The following is a 19,595-nucleotide window of genomic DNA, read 5'->3' as shown; positions in this document are numbered from 1 at the left end:
GTACGGATTTGGTTTATGATAGAACATATGTTTTGTATAGGCGGGTGAACAAATGTTGAATTATATTAGCAATCAATTATTAAGCGGATTAAACCCCGTTCAGCAGGAAGCTGTCAAAACAACGGACGGGCCTCTCTTGCTGATGGCGGGAGCGGGAAGCGGAAAGACACGTGTCCTGACACACAGAATCGCTTACTTAATGGCGGAAAAGCATGTGGCGCCGTGGAACATTTTGGCGATCACATTTACAAATAAAGCAGCACGTGAAATGAAAGAACGTGTGGAAAGCATTCTCGGACCGGGCGCGGACGATATCTGGATTTCCACATTTCACAGCATGTGCGTGCGGATCTTGCGCAGAGATATCGACCGGATCGGAATCAACCGCAATTTCTCTATCCTTGATACGGCAGACCAGCTGTCAGTCATCAAGGGGATCTTGAAGGAGCGCAATCTTGATCCGAAGAAGTTTGATCCAAGAAGCATTCTCGGCACGATCAGCAGTGCGAAAAACGAATTGACCGAACCGGAAGAATTCTCTAAAGTTGCCGGCGGCTACTATGATCAGGTCGTCAGCGATGTATACACTGATTATCAGAAGAAACTGCTGAAAAATCAATCGCTTGATTTCGACGACTTGATTATGACGACCATTAAATTGTTTGACCGTGTACCGGAAGTGCTTGAATTTTATCAGCGCAAATTCCAGTACATCCACGTCGATGAGTATCAAGATACGAACAGGGCACAATACATGCTTGTTAAACAGCTTGCAGAGCGTTTCCAGAACCTTTGCGTTGTCGGTGACTCTGATCAGTCGATCTACAGATGGCGCGGCGCGGATATCACCAACATCCTTTCTTTTGAAAAAGATTACCCGAACGCCAGCGTAATTTTGCTTGAACAAAATTACCGTTCAACGAAACGGATATTGCGCGCGGCTAACGAGGTCATCAAAAATAACTCAAACCGCAAACCGAAGAATTTGTGGACGGAAAACGATGAAGGCATCAAAATTTCCTATTACCGCGGAGATAATGAGTTCGGCGAAGGACAGTTTGTGGCCGGTAAAATTCATCAGCTTCACAGCTCAGGCAAGCGGAAACTCTCCGATATCGCCATCTTGTACCGGACAAATGCGCAGTCCCGTGTGATTGAGGAAACGCTTCTCAAAGCAGGCTTGAACTATAACATTGTCGGCGGCACAAAGTTCTATGACAGAAAAGAAATTAAAGACATTCTCGCGTACTTGCGCCTCGTGTCCAATCCGGATGACGATATCAGTTTCACACGCATTGTCAATGTGCCGAAACGCGGAGTCGGTGCGACATCACTTGAAAAAATTGCTTCGTATGCCGCGATGAACGGCTTATCATTCTTCCAAGCCATTCAGCAGGTTGATTTTATCGGCGTCAGCGCCAAGGCAGCCAACGCACTTGACAGCTTCAGGCAAATGATTGAGAACCTGACCAATATGCAGGATTACTTATCCATTACAGAGCTGACAGAAGAAATTCTTGATAAGACGGAATACAGAGAAATGCTGAAGGCTGAGAAATCAATCGAAGCCCAAAGCCGTTTAGAAAACATCGACGAGTTCCTGTCTGTTACGAAAAACTTTGAACAGAAAAGTGAAGATAAGACACTTGTTGCGTTTCTGACAGACTTGGCCCTGATAGCAGATATCGATCAGCTTGACCAGAAGGAGGAAGAGTCGGGCGGCAAGGATGCCATCACCCTGATGACACTGCACGCCGCAAAAGGACTGGAGTTTCCGGTTGTTTTCTTGATGGGGCTTGAAGAAGGCGTCTTCCCGCATAGCCGTTCATTAATGGAGGAAGCGGAAATGGAAGAAGAACGCCGCCTTGCATACGTTGGGATTACAAGGGCGGAGCAGGAGCTTTATCTGACCAACGCCAAAATGCGCACCTTGTTTGGCCGAACAAATATGAATCCGGAATCTCGCTTTATTGCTGAAATACCGGATGATTTATTGGAAAACCTAAATGAGAAAAAAGAAACGAGAGCGCCGTCCGCGAGAAAAATGCAGCCGAGACGCGGCCCTGTTTCACGTCCGGTATCCTACGCCAGCAAAACAGGCGGAGACACTTTAAACTGGGCTGTTGGAGATAAGGCCGGCCATAAAAAATGGGGAACAGGAACTGTCGTCAGTGTGAAAGGCGAAGGAGAAGGGACGGAGCTGGATATTGCCTTCCCGAGCCCTGTCGGTGTAAAACGCCTGTTAGCGGCATTCGCTCCTATTGAAAAGCAGTAATTGAAGAGGAAAGGAAGAAGCAGATGGACAAAGAAACAGCGAAGCAGCGTGCAGAAGAACTGCGCCGCACCATCAACAAGTATAGCTATGAATATTACACCTTAGATGAACCGAGCGTCCCTGATGCCGAATACGACAGATTGATGCAGGAGCTGATTGCGATCGAGGAGGAGCATCCAGCACTCAGAACGCCTGACTCTCCTACGCAGCGTGTCGGCGGAGCCGTGCTTGAAGCGTTTCAGAAAGTCACTCACGGCACGCCGATGCTCAGTTTGGGCAACGCCTTTAATGCCGATGATCTCCGTGATTTCGACCGCCGGGTGCGCCAGGCTGTCGGTGACGATGTGGCGTATAATGTCGAGCTGAAAATAGACGGTCTTGCTGTTTCTCTCCGTTATGAAGACGGCTATTTTGTCAGAGGTGCCACAAGAGGTGACGGAACGACGGGAGAGGATATTACGGAGAATCTGAAGACGATCCGCAATATCCCGCTCAAAATGAAACGTGACCTGTCGATTGAAGTACGCGGCGAGGCGTATATGCCGAAGCGTTCGTTTGAAACGCTTAATGAGGAACGGATCAAAAACGAAGAAGAACCGTTTGCCAATCCGCGAAATGCCGCCGCTGGATCACTCAGACAGCTCGATCCGAAAATTGCAGCGAAACGAAACCTCGATATCTTCGTCTACAGTATAGCGGAGCTTGACGAGATGGGTGTGGTGACGCAAAGCCAGGGGCTTGATTTTCTCGACGAAATCGGATTTAAAACAAACCAGGAACGAAAAAAATGCGCCAGCATAGAAGAAGTTATTGCACTGATTGATGAGTTTCAGTCTAAACGAGCTGACCTCCCGTATGAAATTGACGGCATCGTGATTAAAGTTGATTCCCTTGATCAGCAGGAGGAGCTTGGTTTTACAGCGAAAAGCCCGCGCTGGGCCATCGCGTATAAATTTCCTGCTGAAGAGGTCGTGACAAAACTTCTCGACATCGAATTAAATGTCGGCAGAACGGGTGTAATTACGCCGACCGCCATTCTTGAGCCGGTAAAAGTTGCCGGCACAACGGTCTCAAGAGCATCCCTTCATAACGAAGATTTAATTAAAGAGAAGGATATTCGGATATTAGATAAGGTCGTCATCAAAAAAGCGGGCGATATCATTCCGGAAGTCGTGAACGTCCTTGTTGAACAGCGCACAGGAGAAGAAAAGGAATTCAGCATGCCGACGGAATGTCCCGAATGCGGGAGCGAACTCGTCCGCATCGAAGGGGAAGTGGCGCTTCGCTGCATTAATCCTGAATGCCCGGCTCAAATCCGGGAAGGGCTGATCCATTTTGTTTCCCGCAATGCCATGAACATTGACGGGCTTGGCGAACGAGTGATCACACAGCTGTTTGAGGAGAACCTTGTCCGCAATGTGGCGGATTTATATAAGCTGACGAAGGAACAGGTCATCCAGCTCGAACGCATGGGCGAAAAATCTACTGAAAATCTGATCAGCTCCATTCAAAAGTCCAAAGAAAATTCGTTAGAGCGCTTGCTATTCGGACTCGGCATCCGCTTTATCGGTTCAAAGGCTGCAAAGACGCTAGCCATGCATTTTGAAAGCTTGGAGAACCTAAAAAAAGCTTCAAAAGAGGAGCTTCTCGCAATCGATGAAATCGGTGAAAAAATGGCTGATGCGGTCATCACTTATTTTCATAAAGAAGAAATGATTGATCTCTTGAATGAACTTCAGGAGCTGGGCGTAAACACAGACTACAAAGGCCCGAAAAAAGTAAAAGCAGAGGAAAGCGATTCTTACTTTGCCGGTAAAACAATTGTTCTGACAGGCAAGCTGGAAGAACTGTCAAGAAACGATGCCAAGGCGCAAATCGAAGCGCTAGGCGGCAAGCTGACTGGAAGCGTCAGCAAAAACACAGACTTGGTCATCGCCGGTGAAGCTGCGGGAAGCAAGCTGACAAAAGCACAAGAGCTGAACATTGAAGTATGGAATGAAGAACAGTTAATGGGAGAGCTAAAGAAATAAGAGGAGTGTTTTCTATTGAAAAAGACGTTGGCAATGGCGGCAACGGCGGCAGTGTTAATGCTGTCTGCCTGCTCGTCAGGTTTTGGGGGGGATAAGGAGGAAGAGATTACGCAAAAGACGGCCAAATCGTCAGAAAAAGCGATTGTCCCGAAATATAATATCTCTGACTCCTATTACAAAATGGTGCTGCCGTTTAAGGCAGGAAAAGCGCGCGGCTTAACAACGGGACAGCTGAATACAAGGCTGGACATTGATGAATTTGAAACAGGGCTGATGCGTCTTGCCCAAGATTCTTTCTCGACTGACGATTATCTGTTCCAGGAAGGGCAATATTTAGATGAAGATACAGTATTAAGCTGGCTGGCACGGAAAAAAACTGGCTCTGATTTGAAAAAAGCCCAAAAAGAAGATAAGAACTTCAAAAATGAAGGCTTGAACCCAGCACTTCCGAGTTCCGGTTCAACAGAAGAAAAGAACGAAAGCAGCCCGGTTTATTTAGCGTCCATGCTGGAGCACGATTATTTAGTCAGAAAAGACAAGAATTCCATCCAGCTTGGCGGTGTGATGATCGGACTGGCATTAAACTCCGTGTATTACTATCGTGAAAAAATAGGCGACCCTCAAAAAGAAGTGGAGATTAACGACAGCACGCTCCGCGAGCAGGGAGAAAAAATCGCACAAGAGGTCATTAACCGACTCCGTAAAAAAGATAACCTGAAGAATGTGCCGATTACAGTCGCGCTCTACAAGCAGGCTTCAAAAACATCAATTGTGCCGGGGAACTTCATCGCCAAAACAGAAGTCAAAGCAGGCTCCACGGATATCTCAAATTGGGATGACATAAATGAAAAATATGTATTTTATCCGGCGGATACAACGACAGCAGAAAAATACCCGGATGACACCGAGGTCTTTAAGCGGTTCAAAAACTCAATTGAAGAATTTTTCCCGAACTATACAGGTGTTGTTGGTACAGCGTTATATGAAAATAAAGAAATGAAGAAGATGAAGATTGACATTCCAATGCAATTCTACGGAAAAAGTGAAGTCGTCGCGTTTACCCAGTTCTTAACAGGTGAAGTGATGGACTACTACTCCAAGGGCTCAGTTGATGTCGAAGTCAATATCACATCCTCAGACGGACAGGAAGCGGTCATTATCCGCAATGCCGGAGATAAAGAGCCGACTGTTCATATTTATAATTAAAAACAAAGCAGAGAATCCTTGTGTCAATATGGCACAAGGGTTTTTTATGTTACAATCAACAGGAAAAGGAAAAAGATGTATTTTTCGCTTCTGCCGAGACACAAATCAGGGGGAGGTATGTTGATGCTGGAGCTCGTGTGAATACAATCAATATCAAATCAATAGCAAAGAAAGGGAGCTAGACGTGCATAAAGAAATCAAAAACATATTACATGAAAATCAGGTTTTGGCAGAGGCTGGGATGAAATACGGTTTTTCAAACAGCCAGGTTCGTTTTCTGGCTGATGCGGAAAACTATGTATATGAAATTATGAAAGACAACCATTCTTATATTCTAAAGATCACCCATACAATTCGGAGATCTTCTGATTATATTATGGGAGAAATGGAATGGCTCCGTCACCTTGCGGAAGGCGGGCTGTCAGTTGCAAAACCACTGCCGTCGCTGGGCGGGAAAGACGTTGAAGAAGTGCCGGACGGAATTGGCGGTTCATTTTTACTGAGAGTATATGAGAAAGCGCCGGGGCAAAAAGTGGATGAATCGGACTGGAATGAAATACTATTTTATAAGCTTGGCAGATACACAGGCGAGATGCACAGCCTGACAAAAAGCTTCAAACTGGGCAATCCCGCTTTTAAAAGACAGGAATGGGATGAAGAGGAGCAATTAAAGCTGAGAAAGTATGTGCCTGACGATCAAACAAAGGTGTTTCAGCAAGCCGATTCGCTAATGGATGAACTGCGGCGGCTGCCAAAAAGCCGGGACAGCTACGGTTTGGTGCATGCGGATCTGCATCATGGCAATTTTCATTGGGATCATGGCAAAATCACAGCATTTGATTTTGATGATATCGGCTATAATTGGTTCATTAATGATATCAGCATTCTCCTTTACAATGTGCTGTGGTACCCGGTTGTGCCATATGAAGATAAAGCTGCGTTTACAGAAGAATTTATGACGCATTTCATGAGAGGGTACTGGGAGAAAAATGAACTTGATCCTGCATGGCTAAAAAGGATACCTGATTTCCTCCGCCACCGCCATATGCTGATTTACGGACTGCTTCATCAAATGTTTGACCTTGACGCAATAGGAGAAGAGGAAAAAGAAATGCTCGCCGGCTTCAGAAGAGATATAGAGAATGGGACACCGATCACAGCATTTGATTTTTCTTCACTGATGTAGATAGAAAAAAGCCAATGGGGTACTGTCCCATTGGCTTTTATAATGTATCACACTTTACGCCGACTACGCCTTCAATGTCTTTAATGTCATAGTAGACATCGGTCGTGTACCTGTTTTTATGGACGCGGACCTTCACTTCCATGATTGGAAATTCCTTTTCGCCCAGATCGTCGATTCGGACGGAGTGTGTTTTGATATCTCTTCTTTTCATTTCTTTTAAAATCTCTGTCATTTTGTCTTTATCAGAAAGCGACATTCTGATGCGGATGTCTTTTTCCTGAAGGCGGTCTGGGCCGATTTTTCTGACCACCCATGGGAGAAATTCCACGCTGATCAGGATGAACAGAAGACTGGCAAACGCTTCTTTATAAAATCCGGCTCCCGTTGCCAGCCCGAGCCCTGCTGCCCCCCAGATCATAGCTGATGTCGTTAGGCCGGAAATGACATCGTTGCTTTTCCGCAAGATGACACCGGCTCCGATAAACCCGACGCCGGAGATGATTTGGGCCGGCAGACGCAGCGGATCCATCATGATGCGGTAGTATTTAGGGAAATGATAAGCCGCATTAATACTGACGATCGTCAGCATGCATGAGCTGACGGCGATAACGATACAGGTTTTTAATCCGAGCGGCTTGTTTTTTAATTCGCGCTCAAGCCCGATGACCATGCCAATCAAAGTGGCTATGCCCAGTTTTAGTAATATATCAGGATCAATATACCAGCTCAACAGCAACTTCCCCCTTCTCTAAGGTGTTTTTAAATAAATATGATTTTCTCACAGTATTTATAGCAAAACAAGAGCACAAAAGCCACCAAGCGGTGCTTGATGGCTTATTATTACTTTTTGCGTTTTAACAGCTTTTCCATGACACCGAACAAACGGTAAGAGGCTTTTGCAGGACGTTTTGTGATCAAGCTTCCGATAATACCTGCAATCATACTCAGGAAAAATCCTGGAATCATTTCATAGAGGCCTGTAGAGTCAGCTAAACCAGTTGTAATCCAAATTAATACTGTCGCAGCTCCCACAACCATGGCTGATAGGGCGCCCCATTCAGTCATTCGTTTCCAATACAGGCTCAACAGAATGGCAGGCCCAAAAGCAGAACCGAATCCGGCCCACGCATAACCAACCAAATCAAGAATCGTGCTGCTTGGATTCAGGGACATCAGAATAGCAATGACCGCTATGATCAATACTGACAGCCGGCCGGCCATGACCAATTCTTTATCTGATGCTTCACGTCTGAAAAATGTCCGATATAAATCTTCTGTCATTGCGCTCGCTGTTACCAAAAGCTGAGAAGAGATCGAACTCATAATAGCTGCTAAAATAGCAGACAGCAAGAATCCCGTAATTAATGGGTGGAACAATATTTTAGAAAAAATAATGAAAATCGTTTCAGGATCACTTACAGCAACTCCGAATTTATGTGCGTAAGCCACACCGACTAAACCCGTTACGGTTGAACCAAGAATAGAGATAATCATCCAGCTCATACCGATTCTGCGCGCAGGTTTTAAATCCTTGATATGCTTAATCGCCATAAAACGGACGATGATATGAGGCTGGCCGTAGTAGCCCAAGCCCCAGGCCAAATAAGAAATAATGCTAATGACGCTCGCGCCTTTAAAAATATCCAATAGCTTTGGGTCTACAGCTGTAATCTCATGTAAAGCAGGAGAAACGCCGCCCAGCTGGGTAAAAGCAACGATCGGCACAAGCACTAGTGCTGCAAACATGATCGCACCCTGTACAAAGTCAGTCAGACTGACAGCAAGGAAACCGCCAAACAATGTATATAACACGACAACGCCTGCAGTCAGCAGGAGTCCAAGTGTATAATCGGCTCCAAAAGCAGATTCAAATAATCTTCCGCCTGATACCATACCTGAAGACGTATACAGTGTGAAAAAGATCATAATGATGAAAGCTGATACAATTTTCAGCACTGACGAAGAATGCTGGAATCGTTTATCAAAGAAATCGGGAATCGTAATCGCGTCATCCGCCGCTTCTGTATACGCTCTAAGACGGGGAGCCAAAAGAAGATAGTTCGAATACGCGCCGATTGTCAAACCGAGTGCAAGCCACAGCGTCGACAAGCCTGTTGCAAACATGGCCCCTGGAATTCCCATCAGCATCCATCCGCTCATATCCGCCGCTCCGGCAGACAAAGCTGTGACAAATGGTCCGAGACCCCTTCCTCCAAGCATGTAATCGTTGATATCAGTTGTTTTCTTAAACGAGTACCAGCCGATTAACAGCATGGCAGTAAAATAAATTCCTAACGATATAATAATTTCAATACTCACGTTTTACCCTCTCTTCAATTCTAATAATGTTGCATCACCTCTCAAATTGATGGTGCCAGTTAAGCTGTCTGGCACAAGTGCAAACCCTAATGTCATTCATTTGCAGGTGCACTTGTTAACCTAACCTAACAAAGTATTCCCGGCCATTCAAGCGATGAAACCTAGACCGCCAGCGGGAAATACTGTTGCGAACCTAGAAGGGAATAAAGAATGAAGCGCTTTCAAAAAATAATAAAAGTAAAAATATTCAGAAAAATATTTCGTTTCTCCTTTGTCTCTTTTTAGTATAAAATATATAGGGTATTGTCTCGAAAACACAGGCCTGTCCAAGGCGTTTTGTTGCTTTAGAGGGCTTGTTTTTGATATGATCAGTATTATATGACTTAACGGAGAAATATGTGGAGGTGGATCATATGTCACGAATTTCAATAGAAGAAGTAAAGCACGTTGCGCACCTTGCAAGACTTGCGATTACTGAAGAAGAAGCAAAAATGTTCACTGAACAGCTTGACAGCATCATTTCATTTGCCGAGGAGCTTAATGAGGTTAACACAGATAATGTGGAACCTACAACCCACGTGCTGAAAATGAAAAATGTCATGAGAGAAGATGAAGCGGGTAAAGGTCTTCCGGTTGAGGACGTTATGAAAAATGCACCTGACCATAAAGACGGCTATATTCGTGTGCCATCAATTTTGGACTAAAGGAGGGACACAAGAATGTCATTATTTGATCATAAAATCACAGAATTAAAACAGCTCATACATAAAAAAGAGATTAAGATTTCTGATCTGGTTGACGAATCTTATAAACGCATCCAAGCGGTGGATGATAAGGTACAAGCCTTTTTGGCATTAGATGAAGAAAGAGCGCGCGCGTACGCGAAGGAGCTTGATGAGGCGGTTGACGGCCGTTCTGAGCACGGTCTTCTTTTTGGTATGCCGATCGGCGTTAAAGATAATATCGTAACAAAAGGGCTGCGCACAACTTGCTCCAGCAAAATTCTCGAAAACTTCGATCCAATCTACGATGCTACTGTTGTTCAGCGCCTTCAAGACGCTGAAGCTGTCACAATCGGGAAGTTAAACATGGACGAATTCGCCATGGGATCATCTACCGAAAACTCAGCTTACAAACTGACGAAAAACCCTTGGAACTTAGATACAGTTCCCGGCGGTTCAAGCGGCGGTTCAGCGGCTGCGGTTGCTGCGGGAGAAGTTCCGTTTTCTCTTGGATCAGACACAGGCGGTTCCATCCGTCAGCCGGCATCTTTCTGCGGCGTTGTCGGATTAAAGCCTACATACGGACGTGTATCCCGTTACGGGCTCGTCGCATTTGCGTCTTCATTAGACCAAATCGGGCCGATTACTCGTACGGTTGAGGACAACGCATTCTTGCTTCAAGCGATTTCCGGCGTAGACAAAATGGACTCCACAAGCGCAAATGTGGACGTGCCTGATTTTCTTTCTTCATTAACTGGCGACATCAAAGGACTGAAAATCGCGGTTCCGAAAGAATATCTTGGTGAAGGTGTCGGTAAAGAAGCGAGAGAATCTGTACTTGCCGCGCTGAAAGTTCTTGAAGGCCTCGGCGCTACATGGGAAGAAGTATCTCTTCCGCACAGCAAATACGCGCTTGCGACATATTACCTGCTGTCATCTTCTGAAGCGTCAGCCAACCTTGCACGCTTTGACGGCATCCGCTACGGCTACCGTACAGACAACGCGGACAACCTGATCGACCTTTACAAGCAAACGCGCGCTGAAGGTTTCGGAAATGAAGTCAAACGCCGTATCATGCTCGGAACGTTCGCTTTAAGCTCAGGCTACTATGATGCGTACTACAAAAAAGCGCAAAAAGTGCGTACGTTGATTAAGAAAGACTTCGAAGACGTATTTGAGAAATATGATGTTATTGTTGGACCGACTACACCAACACCTGCATTTAAAATCGGTGAAAACACGAAAGATCCGCTCACAATGTATGCAAACGATATCTTAACAATTCCGGTCAACCTTGCCGGCGTACCGGGAATCAGTGTGCCATGCGGATTAGCAGACGGCCTTCCGCTCGGCCTGCAAATCATCGGAAAACACTTTGATGAAAGCACTGTATACCGTGTTGCTCATGCATTTGAACAAGAGACAGACCATCACAAAGCAAAACCTGAATTGTAAGGGGTGAAAAAAATTGAACTTTGAAACGGTAATCGGACTTGAAGTCCACGTCGAGTTAAAAACAAAATCAAAAATTTTCTCAAGCTCTCCAACGCCATTCGGCGCGGAAGCGAATACGCAGACTAGCGTCATTGACCTCGGATACCCGGGTGTCCTGCCTGTTCTGAACAAAGAAGCCGTTGAATTTGCAATGAAAGCCGCTATGGCACTCAACTGTGAGATTGCAACGGATACGAAGTTTGACCGCAAAAACTATTTCTATCCGGACAACCCGAAAGCGTATCAGATTTCTCAATTTGATAAGCCAATTGGCGAAAACGGCTGGATCGAAATTGAAGTCGGCGGAAAAACAAAACGGATCGGCATCACACGGCTTCATCTTGAAGAAGATGCCGGAAAACTGACGCATACAGGCGACGGCTACTCTCTTGTTGACTTCAACCGCCAAGGAACGCCGCTTGTTGAGATCGTATCAGAGCCGGATATCCGCACGCCGGAAGAGGCTTACGCGTATCTTGAAAAGCTAAAGTCCATCATTCAATATACAGGTGTTTCTGACTGTAAAATGGAAGAAGGCTCACTTCGCTGTGACGCCAATATCTCTCTTCGTCCGATCGGCCAAGAGGAATTCGGCACAAAAACAGAATTGAAAAACTTGAACTCCTTCGCGTTTGTTCAAAAAGGCCTTGAGCATGAAGAAAAACGCCAGGAACAGGTTCTTCTCTCTGGCGGTGTCATCCAGCAGGAAACACGCCGTTATGATGAAGCAACGAAGAAAACCATTCTCATGCGTGTCAAAGAGGGATCTGACGACTACCGTTACTTCCCAGAGCCAGACCTTGTCGAGCTCTACATTGATGACGAATGGAAGGAACGCGTGAAAGCAAGCATTCCTGAGCTTCCTGATGAGCGCCGCAAGCGTTATATCGAAGAGCTTGGCTTGCCTGCATATGACGCGATGGTTCTGACACTGACAAAAGAAATGGCTGATTTCTTCGAAGAAACCGTTCAAAAAGGCGCTGAAGCCAAACAAGCGTCCAACTGGCTGATGGGTGAAGTGTCAGCTTATCTGAATGCTGAGCAAAAAGAGCTTGCTGACGTTGCGCTGACACCTGAAGGCCTTGCCGGAATGATCAAATTAATTGAAAAAGGAACCATTTCTTCTAAGATCGCGAAGAAAGTGTTTAAGGAATTGATTGAAAAAGGCGGCGACGCTGAGAAGATTGTGAAAGAGAAAGGCCTTGTTCAGATTTCTGACGAAGGCGTGCTTCTGAAGCTTGTTACAGAGGCGCTTGACAACAATCCTCAATCAATCGAAGACTTTAAAAACGGGAAAGACCGTGCGATCGGCTTCCTTGTCGGACAGATTATGAAAGCGTCCAAAGGACAAGCCAACCCGCCGATGGTTAACAAAATCCTGCTTGAAGAGATTAAAAAACGCTAATAAAAAAAGCAGCCCGCAGGGGCTGCTTTTTTTATGGTTAAATCGAGATGAAGACAGAGATCAAAGTCCGAAGCTTTTCAACTTCTTTGTCGGTGGTTCCGGTTAAATTGGACAGCATACCTTTAATAATCGGCTTGCGCGGTTTATCCTGAGACAGTTCTTCCTCGATGACCTCAAGCGACACAGTGATATCCTCGGGCAGTGTGCTTTTTTCTTTTACTTTCTGAATGTCCTCAAGCAGCTGGTCTTTCCCCGCAGGCATCGGTCTGAAAATGTCTTTTGGCACAATTGGGTTGAGGGTTGAACGGCTCAGCCCCTGTACGAGGTCATCCAGTCTCTCAGTGATAAAGGCTGAAATCTCTTCTGCATCGATAATGAGCTCTCCGTTAAATACCATCACATTCATATAGGAATGCACAATGCCTCTTGCCATGATGGAGAGGTCCGCGACGTACCGCTCTATTTCTTCGCCATAAGATGTCAGCAAGGCGTTCCGGTACAGTTTATCGGTTTCCGCGGTTATGTTGTAAAAGTATTGCTTGATTTCTTGATTCTCCGGAATGATATTCTCGGTCAGCAAAAGTACGATAAAATCTTTATGATCGCGAAAATCTTCAAACTGAGCGCCAATTTGTTTTTTTAGCACTTCCTTAGGCGGTTTGCCGGCGAGATTCTCTTCTATATTTTTCATTTTTTTATTAGACATGCCGATGTAATATTCACAGGCAGATAATAGCAGCGCTTCTTTCGATTTAAAGTGCAAATAAAAAGCACCTTTGGAGATGCCGCATTCACTGGCGATTTCCTGAATCGTCGTAGCTGCGAATCCTTTTTTCGCAAATAAATGAATGCTGGTTTTTATGATTTTCTCTTTTTTTTCATTCATGACGTGCTTCCCCTTAGTCCTTGCAAAATTTAGTAAAATTTTCTGGTATATGAGTTGACGTTGTTGCGTTATAACGTTTAGTATTATATAGAATGACCAGTCAGTCAATAAAAATGTAATGGAGGATATGATGAATCACGTTATTAATTTCGTTCTGAAAAACAAATTCGCCGTATGGCTGATGACGATTATTGTAACGGCAGCCGGATTGTATGCGGGTATGAATATGAAGCAAGAATCCATTCCTGACGTCAACATGCCTTACTTGACGATCAGCACGACATATCCGGGCGCGACACCAAGCCAAGTGGCTGATGAGGTGACAAAACCGGTTGAACAAGCGGTGCAGAATTTGGACGGGGTCAGTGTTGTGACTTCGACCTCCTATGAAAATGCATCGTCGGTCATGATTGAATATGACTATGAGAAAGATATGGATAAAGCCAAAACAGAAGCGGCTGAGGCATTAGAAAACGTCAGCTTGCCTGATGACGCGAAAGATTCGGAAATTTCACGCTACAGCTTGAACTCCTTCCCGATTCTGACGCTCAGCGTGTCCAGTGATAAAGACAATCTGCAAGAGCTGACGAAAAAAGTGGAGGACAGTCTCGTTCCTAAGCTTGAAGGCATAGAAGGCGTTGCTTCCGTCCAAGTATCGGGCCAGCAGGTGGAAGAGGTTGAATTCTCTTTCAAAGAAGACAAACTGAAAGAATATGGCCTTGATGAAGATACAGTCAAACAAGTGATTCAAGGTTCAGATGTGACAACCCCGCTTGGATTGTACACATTCGGTAATCAAGAAAAATCTGTCGTCGTCAGCGGCGATATTGAAACAATAAAAGATTTGAAGAATATGAGAATCCCGACGGCATCCGCTTCAAGTGCAGGCAGCAGCGCAGCATCTCAAGCGGCGGCGCAGAGTGCACAAGCAGCTCAGAGCGCGCAAGCGGCAGCACAGGCGCAGCAAAGCGCAAGCACAGACGTGCCGACGGTTAAGCTTTCTGATATTGCCACAATAAAAGATGTGAAAAAAGCTGAATCTGTTTCACGCACAAATGGCAAAAACAGTATCGGCATCAACGTCGTCAAAGCAAACGATGCGAATACAGTAGAGGTTGCCGATCATGTCAAAGATGAGCTCAAGCAGTTCAAAGAAGACCATAAAGGCTTCAACTACAGTGCAACACTTGATATGGCAGAGCCGATCACACAGTCAGTTGAGACAATGTTAAGCAAAGCCATTTTCGGTGCTATTTTTGCAATTGTGATTATTCTCTTATTCTTAAGAGATATCAAATCAACATTAATTTCGATTATTTCTATTCCATTATCATTGCTGATCGCGCTTCTTGTGCTGCAGCAGCTTGATATCACACTGAATATCATGACGCTCGGTGCGATGACTGTGGCCATAGGACGTGTGGTCGATGACTCTATTGTTGTGATTGAGAACATTTACCGCCGCATGAGACTCAAAGATGAGCCGCTCCGCGGTAAAACCTTGGTTCGTGAAGCGACGAAGGAAATGTTTAAACCGATTATGTCATCGACGATCGTAACAATCGCGGTATTCCTGCCGCTCGCACTTGTAGGCGGACAAATCGGTGAATTGTTTATGCCATTTGCCTTAACGATCGTATTTGCGCTTGCCGCATCCCTGTTGATTTCGATCACGCTTGTGCCGATGCTCGCGCACAGCCTATTCAAAAAATCATTAACGGGCGGGCAGGTCAAAGCGAAAGAACACAAACCTGGCAGACTTGCAAACATCTATAAAAATGTATTGAACTGGGCGCTGAGCCACAAATGGATCACGTCTATCACTGCCGTTCTGATGCTCCTTGGAAGCTTGTTCCTCGTGCCGTTAATCGGTGCCAGCTACCTGCCGTCCGAGGAAGAGAAAACGATGCAGCTCACATACAGCCCAGAACCGGGTGAAACGAAAAAAGAAGCCGAAGCTGAAGCCGAAAAAGCGGAAAAGATCCTGCTTGACCGCAAGCATGTCGATACGGTTCAGTATTCATTAGGCTCTGGCAGCCCGCTTGCCGGGGGAGATTCAAACGGTGCGTTATTCTATATCAAATATGAAAGCGACACGCCTGACTTTGATCAAGAAAAAGACAACGTGCTGAAGAAAATCCAAGATCAGTCAAACCGCGGAGAATGGAAGTCGCAGGACTTCAGCTCTTCAGGCAATAACAATGAATTAACATACTATGTGTATGGCGATTCAGAAAATGACATTAAAGACACGGTTAAAGACATTGAAAAAGTCATGAAAGATGAAAAGGATCTGAAAAACGTAAGCTCAGGCCTTTCCAGCACATATGATGAGTACACATTTGTCGCTGACCAAGAAAAATTAAGCAAACTCGGTTTAACTGCGTCTCAAATTTCTCAGGCCTTAATGACACAAACATCACAAGAACCGCTCACAACTGTGAAAAAAGACGGCAAAGAGCTTGATGTGAACATTAAGACAGAAAAAGACGAGTATAAGAGTGTGAAAGATTTAGAGAATAAAAAAATCACTTCTGCAACTGGCCAGGAAGTCAAAATTGGCGATGTGGCAAAAGTGAAAGAAGGATCAACATCTGATACGGTGTCAAAACGTGACGGAAAAGTCTATGCGGATGTCACAGGTGAAGTGACAACAGACAACGTTACAGCTGTATCAGCTGATGTCCAGAAGAAAATTGATAAGCTTGACCTTCCTGATAGCGTATCAATTGATACAGGCGGCGTATCAGCTGATATCGCTGATTCCTTCACGAAGCTCGGTTTAGCGATGCTTGCAGCAGTTGCGATCGTTTACCTCGTGCTCGTGATTACATTCGGCGGAGCATTAGCGCCATTTGCGATTCTGTTTTCACTGCCGTTTACAATCATCGGTGCCCTGGTCGGACTATATGTATCAGGTGAAACGATCAGTCTGAACGCAATGATCGGTATGCTCATGCTGATCGGTATCGTTGTCACGAATGCCATTGTCTTAATTGACCGCGTGATTCATAAGGAAGCGGAAGGACTGCCTACGAGAGAAGCGCTCCTAGAAGCCGGCTCTACACGACTCCGTCCGATCCTGATGACAGCCATCGCGACAATCGGCGCCTTGATTCCGTTAGCACTCGGCTTCGAAGGCGGAAGCCAAGTCATTTCAAAAGGACTCGGCGTCACGGTTATCGGCGGTTTAATCAGTTCAACGCTTCTGACACTCTTGATCGTGCCGATCGTATACGAAGTATTGGCGAAGTTCCGCAAGAAAAAACCGGGAACGGCGGAAGAAGAGTAAGATGATATAACATATTCCCCTTAGAATGGACGGTGAATAATGGTCCATTCTAAGGGTTTTTTCTTTCAAAGTACAAAGGTGAAGAATGGTTAAATCTTCTTCATAAATAAAAAAAGCGGACTTATTGAGTTATTACTGAACAATATAATATAAAAAAATTTAGTGACATTCTCTAAATCTTGTCTCTAACAATAAATTATCCAAGGTCGACTTTTTAAAGAACTAGTTGAAAAACCCTTAGATCTTGCTCATTTACCTCAAATATAAATAAGTTTATAATTTTTACATATGAGGTGGTTTTTTATAACGTGTCCTGTATCATTTAGCTGGAATTACATACAATTAATCCTACAATATTCTTATAGTCAAAACATAATGACTCAGCTTGAATCCGAAAGATAATACTTTTATCTTTTTTTAGATTAATTAAGAGAGAAATAATTAAGAAATTAGAATCAAGTTAAATAGAAGAGTATAAACTTTATTTTAATCAGCATTTGAATGATGGAGGAGTTATGAATGAAAAAACTAACTGCTAAAAGTCTAATTATTACTAGCGTCGCAAGCGTATCTATGCTTGTTTTCACTCCATTTGCGGGAGCCGTATCTATAGAGAAAGAACAACAGAAAAAAGAAGTTACACAGATCCAATACCAAACAACAGTACTTCAAAATTCAATGACACTAAATAAAGAAGATCCAAGTGTAAATCAAATAGCCGATCACTTTAATTTAACAAAAAAAGAGACCACGCAACTTAAAGAAGCAATTAAAATGGTTAAAGAAAAACAAAGCAGTGGGTTTACCACACAAGGTAAATTGTCATGGGCAGTTAAAGCTTTAAAAGCAGCATGGGATAATATACCGACAAAAGTTAAAGCAGCACTTGGGGGAACAGCAGGCTTTGCAACTCTTTTAAATGTAATTGATAACTATACAGGAGCTATAGAAGATGCCTGCTACCAAGGAGCTCTTGTGGTAACAGGAAATCCTACAGCTGCTTGGTGGATATCTAAAACATTAATGCTTTTCCTTTAGTTGAGACTATGGTTGGTGTCTAACAAAAATATCCTATGTTATGCTTTGTTAAAGATAGAGATCTTGTGCATAATGAGGAGGTAATTATGAAATCTGAAGGAAACAGCGAACCAAACCCTAAGATAATAAAATGGTTAACCTGGGCCATACCAATAGTAATTATAGGATTAATATTTTTTCTTAAAAATATTGAAAATCCCGTGACTAATTTTTTATTTTATATTGTGTGTGCAGGTGTCATTATCTTAGTACTTTTCAGCATCATTAAAGAGAAAAGAGCAAAAAACAAATAAAAGCAGTTTTTTACGCTTACTATAGAGGTTTCCATTTTGTCAAAGTACCCAATAAAATTTGCGGGAATTCGAATTGGCGCAGTGTTTTCTCATTGAATTGGTAATAAGCAACTATTGATGATCCTCTTGCTTTCCTGTCTTTTCGGCCGGTGGCCTTGACAAATGCTAAGCAACCCACCTTGAGTGTTATTGTCGTCTTTATATAAGGTGAAGACAGTCAGGCTTTTTCACAGCAATTGCATTTTCGATGTTGTTTGATTCCATTAAGTAGTTCATGAATCCTTCACTCTTGATCGTGCCGATCGTATACGAAGTATTGGCGAAGTTCCGCAAGAAAAAACCGGGAACGGGAGAAGAGTAAAAAACAAAAGCCTCAGCTCTGCTGGGGCTTTTGTGCGTTTTTACCTGTAAGATTATGTACATTTTGTTGCGATTTTTTTAACTCATAGTATAATTAAAGGTTGTTAGTGTAAAAATGGATCGGATACTCTTAAGTAGGATGATGAGATAATGAAACGTGCACGCATAATATACAATCCGACTTCGGGACGGGAGAGCTTTAAAAAGCAACTTGCCCAGGTCCTGCAAAAGTTTGAACAAGCCGGCTATGAAACCTCCACCCATGCCACGACATGCGCCGGAGACGCAACGCACGCTGCCAAAGAAGCGGCATTGCGTGAGTTTGACTTAATTGTTGCAGCAGGCGGGGACGGAACGATCAATGAGGTCGTCAACGGACTTGCGCCTTTAGACAACCGTCCGACACTTGGTGTCATTCCTGTCGGCACAACGAACGACTTCGCCAGAGCGCTCAATATTCCGCGCGAGGATATATTAAAAGCGGCAGATACGGTCATTAACGGTGCTGCCCGTCCGATTGATATCGGACAGGTGAACGGCCAGTATTTTATTAATATCGCCGGGGGAGGACGTCTGACGGAGCTGACGTACGATGTGCCAAGCAAACTGAAAACGATGCTCGGCCAGCTTGCTTATTATTTAAAGGGAATGGAAATGCTGCCTTCACTTCGCCCGACAGAAGTCGAGATTGAATATGACGGCAAGCTGTTTCAAGGTGAAATCATGCTGTTTTTGGTCACGCTGACAAATTCCGTCGGCGGGTTCGAAAAACTCGCGCCGGATTCCAGCCTGAATGACGGCATGTTTGATTTGATGATACTCAAGAAAGCAAACCTTGCTGAATTTATCAGGGTCGCAACGATGGCGCTCCGCGGCGAACACATCAACGACCAGCACATTATTTATACAAAAGCGAACCGCGTGAAAGTCAATGTATCAGAAAAGATGCAGCTGAACCTGGACGGCGAGTACGGCGGCATGCTGCCGGGCGAATTCGTGAATCTGTACCGACATATTCACGTCGTCATGCCGAAGGAGAAAGCGGAACAGCTGGATGACTAAAAAACTTGGCTTGTACAGGCCAAGTTT

General features: G+C 44.5%; 13 protein-coding genes and 2 pseudogenes. 12 read left to right on the top strand and 3 right to left on the bottom strand.

Features of this window, described 5'->3' with window-relative positions; genetic code table 11:
* Positions 1–55 precede the first annotated feature (55 nt).
* The 4 genes from pcrA to Q3W56_RS05960 all read left to right on the top strand — a co-directional run bounded on the left by pcrA (position 56) and on the right by Q3W56_RS05960 (position 6,697).
* Positions 56–2,275, top strand: a complete 2,220-nt coding sequence (pcrA, locus tag Q3W56_RS05975) for a DNA helicase PcrA (RefSeq protein ID WP_302894898.1) — start codon at positions 56–58, stop codon at positions 2,273–2,275.
* A 23-nt stretch (positions 2,276–2,298) separates the two neighbouring features.
* Entirely contained in the window at positions 2,299–4,305 is a 2,007-nt protein-coding gene (ligA, locus tag Q3W56_RS05970; protein ID WP_302894826.1) for an NAD-dependent DNA ligase LigA, read from the top strand.
* A 15-nt stretch (positions 4,306–4,320) separates the two neighbouring features.
* Complete coding sequence (locus Q3W56_RS05965) at positions 4,321–5,511, top strand: CamS family sex pheromone protein (protein ID WP_019713519.1); 1,191 nt, start codon at positions 4,321–4,323, stop codon at positions 5,509–5,511.
* A gap of 184 nt (positions 5,512–5,695) precedes the next feature.
* A complete protein-coding gene (locus tag Q3W56_RS05960) occupies positions 5,696–6,697 on the top strand; it encodes a phosphotransferase enzyme family protein (protein ID WP_302894825.1) in 1,002 nt (333 codons plus the stop codon).
* Positions 6,698–6,734: 37 nt separating this feature from the next.
* Here the strand turns inward: Q3W56_RS05960 and Q3W56_RS05955 are convergent, their stop codons facing one another.
* Both Q3W56_RS05955 and putP read right to left on the bottom strand, forming a co-directional pair.
* Positions 6,735–7,433, bottom strand: a complete 699-nt coding sequence (locus Q3W56_RS05955; RefSeq protein WP_072181537.1) for an MgtC/SapB family protein — start codon at positions 7,431–7,433, stop codon at positions 6,735–6,737.
* A 104-nt stretch (positions 7,434–7,537) separates the two neighbouring features.
* Positions 7,538–9,016, bottom strand: a complete 1,479-nt coding sequence (gene putP, locus Q3W56_RS05950) for a sodium/proline symporter PutP (RefSeq protein WP_302894824.1) — start codon at positions 9,014–9,016, stop codon at positions 7,538–7,540.
* 413 nt (positions 9,017–9,429) lie between these two features.
* On the opposite strand from putP, the gene gatC reads away from it, so the two are divergent.
* The 3 genes from gatC to gatB are packed head-to-tail and all read left to right on the top strand — an operon-like array spanning position 9,430 to position 12,637.
* Positions 9,430–9,720 (top strand): Asp-tRNA(Asn)/Glu-tRNA(Gln) amidotransferase subunit GatC, encoded by a 291-nt coding sequence (gatC, locus tag Q3W56_RS05945; protein WP_003219442.1) that lies wholly within the window; start codon positions 9,430–9,432, stop codon positions 9,718–9,720.
* 15 nt (positions 9,721–9,735) lie between these two features.
* Positions 9,736–11,193 (top strand): Asp-tRNA(Asn)/Glu-tRNA(Gln) amidotransferase subunit GatA, encoded by a 1,458-nt coding sequence (gatA, locus tag Q3W56_RS05940; RefSeq protein ID WP_302894823.1) that lies wholly within the window; start codon positions 9,736–9,738, stop codon positions 11,191–11,193.
* Between the two features lie 13 nt (positions 11,194–11,206).
* On the top strand, positions 11,207–12,637 hold the full coding sequence (gene gatB / locus Q3W56_RS05935; RefSeq protein ID WP_003219444.1) for an Asp-tRNA(Asn)/Glu-tRNA(Gln) amidotransferase subunit GatB: 1,431 nt from the start codon (positions 11,207–11,209) through the stop codon (positions 12,635–12,637).
* 21 nt (positions 12,638–12,658) lie between these two features.
* Here the strand turns inward: gatB and Q3W56_RS05930 are convergent.
* Positions 12,659–13,523: pseudogene (locus Q3W56_RS05930) on the bottom strand (TetR/AcrR family transcriptional regulator); the annotation flags it as partial.
* A gap of 130 nt (positions 13,524–13,653) precedes the next feature.
* Between Q3W56_RS05930 and srfP the strand changes: the two are divergent.
* The 5 genes and pseudogenes from srfP (at position 13,654) to Q3W56_RS05910 (ending at position 19,568) form a co-directional block, all read left to right on the top strand.
* Entirely contained in the window at positions 13,654–16,815 is a 3,162-nt protein-coding gene (gene srfP / locus Q3W56_RS05925; RefSeq protein ID WP_302894822.1) for a surfactin resistance protein SrfP, read from the top strand.
* A gap of 519 nt (positions 16,816–17,334) precedes the next feature.
* Positions 17,335–17,853, top strand: a complete 519-nt coding sequence (locus tag Q3W56_RS05920) for a hypothetical protein (protein WP_302894821.1) — start codon at positions 17,335–17,337, stop codon at positions 17,851–17,853.
* 86 nt (positions 17,854–17,939) lie between these two features.
* Positions 17,940–18,146, top strand: coding sequence for a hypothetical protein (locus Q3W56_RS05915; protein WP_302894820.1), 207 nt, complete (start codon positions 17,940–17,942; stop codon positions 18,144–18,146).
* Between the two features lie 283 nt (positions 18,147–18,429).
* Positions 18,430–18,507 (top strand): annotated as a pseudogene (locus Q3W56_RS21165) (hypothetical protein); the annotation flags it as partial.
* Positions 18,508–18,656: 149 nt separating this feature from the next.
* Complete coding sequence (locus Q3W56_RS05910) at positions 18,657–19,568, top strand: diacylglycerol kinase (protein ID WP_268399506.1); 912 nt, start codon at positions 18,657–18,659, stop codon at positions 19,566–19,568.
* Positions 19,569–19,595: the final 27 nt, after the last annotated feature.

The organism is Bacillus sp. C28GYM-DRY-1, from assembly GCF_030519405.1.
GTDB classification, from domain to species: Bacteria; Bacillota; Bacilli; order Bacillales; family Bacillaceae; genus Bacillus; species Bacillus spizizenii_A.
The sequence above is the reverse complement of the archived record's forward strand: the minus strand, read 5'-3'. Positions and strand labels throughout refer to the sequence as shown.